Raw genomic sequence first — 6423 nt, forward strand, 5'->3', positions numbered from 1 at the left:
ACGGAACGCCGCACCAGCACGGGCGGCGGAACGTAACAGCCGCACCCGTCGTTGACAACGCACAGCGGGGCTTCTTATGAGCCGGGCCATGGAGAAGCGGACCGGGAAGCGATCGGGGTCGGGGGACCCGACGGCGCGGCTGGAGGCGGTGTCGGACGCCTTCGAGTCGGGTGACATCGAGGCGGCGCTGGCACAGGTGGAAGGTCTGCTTTCGGACGCGCCGGAGCTGCCGGAGGCCCTGCACTACCGGGCCGCGGCGCTCGCGGAGCTGGGACGGCTGGAGGAGGCGGGCCGCGCCTATGGCCAGGCCCTCAAGGTCGCCCCCGAGGACCTGGAAATCCTCCTGGGCGCCGCGGACTGCCTGGTCTGCCGGGCCGGCGAGGACCGGGAAGCGGTGGAGGAAGGCCTGGGCCTGTGCGCGCGGGGCAAGCGCCTGGCCCAGCGCGAGGACGACGTGGAGATGCTCTACGAGTTCCTCCTCCTGGAGGGCATGGGACTCAACCAGATGGGTGAGTCCGAGCAGGCCCTGCTGAGCCTGGACGCGGCGCTGGGGCACGTGCCGCGCTCGGTGGACGCGCGGCTGGAGCGGGGCATCGCCTTGTTCGAGTTGTGCCGCTTCGACGACGCGCGCGCGGGCTTCGAGGCGGTGCTGAAGGACGCGTCCGACGAGGCGTGGGCGCACCACTACCTGGGGCTGATGGCGGAGCGGCGGGGGGACGAGAAGGAGGCCAGGAAGCGCTTCGCCAAGGCGCAGTCACTGGCGTCCGAGGAGTTCCCTCCCCCCGTGGAGCTGGCCGAGGCGGAGTTCGACCGCGCCGTGGAGGACGCGGTGAAGGCCCTGCCCCAGCATGCCAAGCAGTACCTGGACAACGTCACCATCGCGGTGGAGGACCTGCCGTCGGAGGAGGACCTGCTGGGGCAGTCCCCTCCCCTGTCTCCGAGCATCCTCGGCGTCTTCCGGGGAACGCCCGTGGGCGAGCGCAGCGTGACGAACGCGTATGACCACTTCCCGGCGTCCATCGTGCTGTACCAGAAGAACCTGGAGCGCTTCGCGAAGACGCGCGCGGAGCTCATCGAGCAGATTGGAATCACGGTGATGCACGAGGTCGGTCACCTCATGGGGTTGGACGAGGACGACCTGTGGCTGCGGGGGCTGGACTGACGGCGGCGGCCGCGCGCCGTTGCCTCAGGGCGGCGAGCGTCTGGCGGATGCCCTCGGCGTAGGGCGTCCTGGGCACGTCGCCGAGCAGGTGGCGCAGCTCCGAATCGTCCATCAGCACGGGCTGGGTGTGCAGGTAGTGCATCTCCACCAGCTCGCGCATGAACGGGTCGAAGAGGCCGACGAGGCGAATCATCCCCTTCCCCATCGTCATGACCTTCGTGGGGCGGCCGACCTGTCGGTAGGTTTCCTCGACGAGCTTGCGCTGGCTCGTCACGCCCGCGCCGGCGAGGTTCCAGGAACGGCCATAGGCGCGAGGCTCGTTCATCAGCTTCGTCACCACGGGGCCCACGTCGGGCACGTAGATGAACTCGTGCGGCGAGTCGATGGGGCCGATGAGCTGCGCGCGCTTGCCGTCCACGGCTGCGACGAAGGCGCGGTACAGGAAGCTGAGCTCGACGCCGGGGCCGTAGAAGTCGGGGAGGCGAAGGATGGTGCCGCGAATCGTGCCGGCGGCGTGTTCGGCCAGGAGGAGGTCCTCCTGCTCCTTGCGCATGCGGCCCTTGAAGCTGTTGGGCTCGCGCGGGTGGTCGTCCTTCACGGGCGTCGTGCGCGGCGGGCCGTAGGGGTAGACGGTGCCGATGAGGACCACCTGCTTGACGCCCTCGGCGATGGCTCCGTCGAGCGTCTTGCGCATCAGCACCGGGTGCAGGTGGAACCGCCAGTAGTTGACGCCGACCATGTAGACGAGGGTGTCGACACCGTGGGCGGCCGCGCGGACCGACGCCGGGTCCTCGGGGTTCCACGTCACGATTTCCGCGAGCGGGTCTGAGCCGAACTCGGCCTGCAGGGAGACCTTCGAGCGGCCCACCACCCGATAGGCCCTCCCCTGCGCCTTCAGCGCGTTGGCCACGCTCTGCCCGATGACTCCCGAGGCTCCGAACAACGCCACCTTGCCGTCCATGATGCGCTCCGTTTAGAACATCGAGATTTTTATGAACGCCGTTCTGTGAACACCGTTCATTTACTGGTGGCCGTTCGAATCGTCAAGCCCTAGGGTTGAGGCATGGGGATTTCGGAGCGCAAGGAGCGGCAGCGGGCGGAGCTGCGGGAGCAGATCCTCCGGGTGGCTCGGGACATGGTGGTGAAGGAGGGGTTCAGCGCGCTGTCGATGCGCAAGCTGGCGGAGGCGGTGGAGTACGCGCCCGCGACGCTGTACCTGCACTTCGAGAACCGGGAGGCGATTGCCCGGGAGCTGTGCGTGCGGGGCTTCAGGGAGCTGTTGGGGGCGCTGGAGCCGGGCTCTGTGGTGGCGGAGCCACTGGAGCGGCTGTCGGTGATGGGCGCGGCCTACGTGAGGTTCGGGTTGGAGCACCCGGAAACGTACCGACTCATCTTCATGGAAGACCCCAAGCTGTCGACCGAGCTCTTCCAAGGCGACTTGGATGGTGCGGGGCCTCGTGCTTTCGGCCTGTTGGCCCGCGTGTTCGAGGACCTGAAGTCAGGGGGGAGACTGGCGGCCGAGGCGGACCCGGGGCGACTGGCTGAGGCCCTGTGGGCGGGGCTGCACGGCATCGTGAGCTTGAAGCTGACGTGCGCGGCGTTCCAGACGTCCGCGGAGGAACTGCGAGAGACGCTGACGGAGACGCTGGTGCATGGGCTGCCGGGGTTGAAGCCAGCGGCACGGTGAGCGTTGACGGAGCTGGGAAGGCCCGGCACTAATCGGCCACGGTAGGGCCTCCGGACCTGGTGGCCGGCCCGGTCTTCAAAACCGGCGAGGGGCGCTGAGAGGCGTCCCTGGCGAGTTCGATTCCCGTGCCCTACCGCCACTGATTCCGATGACCCGCGGCAGGCATCAGCGCACAGGCTGCCTCAGCCCAGATGATCACGGCTCTGGTCCAAAGTGCTAACCATTGCGAGCAAGGGACTGGGCGCGGACCCTGCTCGCACTCCACGAAACAGCAATGAGATAGATGTCTGCGGTTAACCCAAGCACATCCAGTGCCCTGGTTGTGGGTCACCCGAACCACTGTCAGAGTCCGCGCGCATTGACGCGCGGTCAGCGCAACTCACCGCAGGCTCAATCCAAATTGAAGCGCCCACTCGACATGAACAATGCACTCGTGCATTTGAACTCAGGCGGCCGGCAGCCTCGACACGCACAGGGACATCATGAGTCATCCAGAACGTGACGATGAGAGAAGCACCGAAGCGCTCATCCAGGCATCACTCGAGGGTGAAGAGGATGACGAGCGTGCCTGGGCAGCCATCCGCGTGCTGCATTTTCGGGGAACGCGCGACGTGCTGGACGCCGCCCTGCGCCTTCTTGACGCTCCCTCCGCGAAGGCTCGGGGGCGCGGCGCGGATATCCTTGGCCAGCTTGGAGCGAGTAGCCCTGGATCTGTCCCCGTCTTCACGGAGGAGCGTGGCGAGGCGCTGTTGGGCCTGCTCCGGCGGGAGGAAGACCCGGCTGTCCTTCTGTCAGCAGGCGCTGCACTGGGACACCTCAGGGAGCCTCGTGCCCTTTCCGAACTCATCCGACTGGCGAGTCACCCCACTTCCGAGGCTCGGTATGGCGCGGTGCACGGCCTGGCTGCCATGGATGCACCGGAAGCTGTCGAGGCACTCATCAGGCTCTCGTCCGACGAGGACCACGACGTACGGAACTGGGCAACCTTCGACCTGGGAACGCTGAGGGAGGACGTAGACACACCGCAACTGCGTGATGCGCTCGCAGCGCGCCTCGGTGATGAGGACTCAGAAATTTTCGGAGAAGCCCTCGTAGGTCTCGCGGCTCGCAAGGACCCACGCGCTGTCGAGCCCGTACGCGCCGCGCTGTGTGGCAATCCGGTGACGGTGTACACGCTCGAGGCCGCTGCATCCCTTGGCGACCCGGAATTCTATCCGCTGCTCCTGGCCCTTCGCGATTCATCGGCCAAGGCGGATGGCTACTTCTTGAGCGTCCTCGATGACGTCATCTCCCAGTTCGAACAGGGAAAACAGCCATGAGACCGTGGTAGCTCTCTTCGGGATGCATTCTGGCAGCCATCCCCCCACCGGCATGTCAATGCATTGCGGCACGGAGCGCCATCGCTACCCCGGCCGCACGCTCAAACCGGCGCGAGCCAGGCGTGGTGGGTCCTCGAACTCCGAGAACGACTGCCCCCCTGCCGCGCGCAGCATCTCCTCCACGGCAGTCCGGTTACCCCCTGTGAGCGACCTGAAATAGTCGCGTGCTCGCTGCAACATCCAAAGGCTGTACGGACTGACGATGCGCTTGCCCTCCTGTCCTTCCAGGACGAACGCGCCCATGCCAATGGCGCGCGGCAGGGTCTCGCCAGGATGCGCCCCCATCCACTCGCTCACACGCCGGGCGGTATCGGCGAGCACGGGCATCTGCTCGATGAACATCCGACGTAGAACCGCGAGCAGCGTCACCGGCACCTCATCGGCTGCCCGAAACTCACCCGACAACGGCATGGGGTGCAGCATCCACTCGACCCATTGCGCGACTCGCGGCGCCACCCGGCGCATGTGCTCACCACTCTTCGGATCCCGATACTGGTGTGCATACAGAGGACCGAAGAGTCCAAAGTCACCCATCGACGGGCGGTCACCCAACAGGAAGTCATTGTGATCGAAGTGCCTGGACAACTCCGCGAGCAACCCTTCGTAGGACGCCTCGATGGCGGCATGCATGTGCGGCTCCGCCCCCAATCGCACGGCGGCCTTGGCAAAAGGCGCCGCGAGGCGGATGCCCGTTTCCAGTTGCTCCTCGGGTGTCGCGGCTGGAGCGCTCAGTGAGCCGAAGGCGCGTTGCGCCCACTCCCTGTTGTGATGCCAGCGATAATGCATGGCCGGTATCATCAGCCACTCGTCGCCGTAGGTCTCCAGCAGCAAAGCGGCAAGCCGTTGGCGCGGAGTGCTCGGGTAGACCGAGGGTCCACCGTGGCTCGTTTCGAGCGCGTCGATGATCTCCGTGCTGTCCTGCAAACAACTACCGTCGGGCGCAATCAGCACGGGGATGACGGAGAAACCCACCCGGGGGAGGATGACCTCCCTGAAGACCTCCGCACTCGACGCAATCTCGTCGAATGGGAGGTTCTTCCAGCGCAGATACGCACGCACCTTCCCGGTGAAATAGCTGATCTCCGCGCCGTAGAGCCTGTAGGGCCTGCCCTGCATCTGACCTCCGGCTCGATGAGCACCCATCGCGGCGCAGGTCCGTCACCCGCGCCCGCGGAGTCATATCAAGGGAACCCCCATCTCCACACACGCTCAGAGGCCGGAGCCTGGGGCCTCAATCACAGGACCGGGCTCGCCCCACGGACGAACCTGACGACGCAGGAGCGCGCCGAAGACCAGGTACCAGACAGCGGCGAGCAACCCCAATCCGAGGCACCCCATCCACAGCGCGAACGCACCATGCCGGCCGAGCACCTGTCCCCCGAGGGCGGGAGCGACACACGTGGCGAGGCCCCACACCATGTGGAAGGCGCCCTGGTAGCTGCCCCGCGCGTCCACGGGCGACAGGTCCGCCACCACCGCGGGCGCCACGGGGGATTGAATCATCTCCCCCAGCGTCCAGACTCCCACGGCCACGGCGGCCAACCCCGCGGAGGCGGAGAGGGAATGCAGCCCGAAACCCGCCCCCGTGAAGACCGCGCCCCACGCAAGCAGCGTCAGGCGACGAACCCGGACCGTCGCGCGCAGCAACAGCGGCTCCCCCACTGAGATGATCAACCCGTTGACCGCCATCACCGTGCCGAACATGGCCGGGTCCATGCCGCGCGACTCCAGGTCCACCGGAAGCGCGACGCCGCCCTGACAAAGGATGAACGTCGTCGCGAAGATGGGCACCACCAGGCCGATGAACCGGAGATTGCGGAACGGCGTCAGCATCGAGCCCGCATCCGCTGGCGTCTGGCGCACGCCCTCCGTCGAGGGCCGCGTCTCCGGCACCAACGCCCAGATGACCGTGCCGTAGATGAACGTCGTGCAGGCATCGAGGATGAAGAGGAGCTGGAAGCCCTGCCGTGACATGAACCCCGCCAGTGGCATCGACACGACGGTGGACACGTTGAGCACCCAGTAGAGCAGGCCATAGGCGCGCGGGCGATCCACCTCCTGCACCACGTCCGAGATGATGGCGAAGAAGGCGGGCCGGTACAGCTCTCCCACGACGCCCAGGAGGAAGGCGGCGCCAAAGATGTGCACGGGCTCCCGGCAGAAGCCGAGCAGCAACATCGCCCCCGCCCCCAGCC

Annotated in this window: 6 protein-coding genes and 1 tRNA gene; 4 read left to right on the plus strand and 3 right to left on the minus strand. The window is 66.9% G+C overall.

Going from position 1 to position 6423, the window contains the following annotated elements:
- The first annotated feature begins 88 nt into the window (after positions 1-88).
- Entirely contained in the window at positions 89-1162 is a 1074-nt protein-coding gene (locus HR086_RS22840; protein WP_141645752.1) for a metallopeptidase family protein, read from the plus strand.
- Here the strand turns inward: HR086_RS22840 and HR086_RS22845 are convergent.
- Positions 1116-2123: an NAD-dependent epimerase/dehydratase family protein gene (locus HR086_RS22845; protein WP_174466643.1), complete on the minus strand. Its 1008-nt coding sequence runs from the start codon at positions 2121-2123 to the stop codon at positions 1116-1118. The two genes, HR086_RS22840 and HR086_RS22845, sit on opposite strands and share 47 nt — an antisense overlap.
- Positions 2124-2225: 102 nt before the next feature.
- Between HR086_RS22845 and HR086_RS22850 the strand changes: the two genes are divergently transcribed.
- The 3 genes from HR086_RS22850 to HR086_RS22860 all read left to right on the plus strand — a co-directional run bounded on the left by HR086_RS22850 (position 2226) and on the right by HR086_RS22860 (position 4168).
- Positions 2226-2849 (plus strand): TetR/AcrR family transcriptional regulator, encoded by a 624-nt coding sequence (locus HR086_RS22850; RefSeq protein ID WP_174466644.1) that lies wholly within the window; start codon positions 2226-2228, stop codon positions 2847-2849.
- Positions 2850-2889: 40 nt separating this feature from the next.
- Positions 2890-2988, plus strand: a tRNA-Sec gene (locus HR086_RS22855).
- 343 nt (positions 2989-3331) lie between these two features.
- Entirely contained in the window at positions 3332-4168 is an 837-nt protein-coding gene (locus tag HR086_RS22860; RefSeq protein ID WP_174463624.1) for a HEAT repeat domain-containing protein, read from the plus strand.
- Between the two features lie 84 nt (positions 4169-4252).
- On the opposite strand, the gene HR086_RS22865 is transcribed toward HR086_RS22860, so the two are convergent.
- Positions 4253-5344, minus strand: coding sequence for a glutathione S-transferase family protein (locus HR086_RS22865; RefSeq protein ID WP_174463623.1), 1092 nt, complete (start codon positions 5342-5344; stop codon positions 4253-4255).
- A 93-nt stretch (positions 5345-5437) separates the two neighbouring features.
- Positions 5438-6423 (minus strand): MFS transporter (locus HR086_RS22870; RefSeq protein WP_174466645.1); only part of this gene is annotated, 986 nt, incomplete at its 5' end.

Source organism: Myxococcus sp. CA039A (assembly GCF_013336645.1).
In the GTDB taxonomy this organism is placed as follows: Bacteria; Myxococcota; Myxococcia; order Myxococcales; family Myxococcaceae; genus Myxococcus; species Myxococcus llanfairpwllgwyngyllgogerychwyrndrobwllllantysiliogogogochensis.

Bases quoted from the DNA above. Each gene is read 5' to 3' on its own strand.
- HR086_RS22865 (WP_174463623.1), bottom strand. From the start codon at position 5,344: ATGCAGGGCAGGCCCTACAGGCTCTACGGCGCGGAGATCAGCTATTTC.
- HR086_RS22850 (WP_174466644.1), top strand. From the start codon at position 2,226: ATGGGGATTTCGGAGCGCAAGGAGCGGCAGCGGGCGGAGCTGCGGGAG.
- HR086_RS22860 (WP_174463624.1), top strand. From the start codon at position 3,332: ATGAGTCATCCAGAACGTGACGATGAGAGAAGCACCGAAGCGCTCATC.
- HR086_RS22840 (WP_141645752.1), top strand. From the start codon at position 89: ATGGAGAAGCGGACCGGGAAGCGATCGGGGTCGGGGGACCCGACGGCG.
- HR086_RS22845 (WP_174466643.1), bottom strand. From the start codon at position 2,123: ATGGACGGCAAGGTGGCGTTGTTCGGAGCCTCGGGAGTCATCGGGCAG.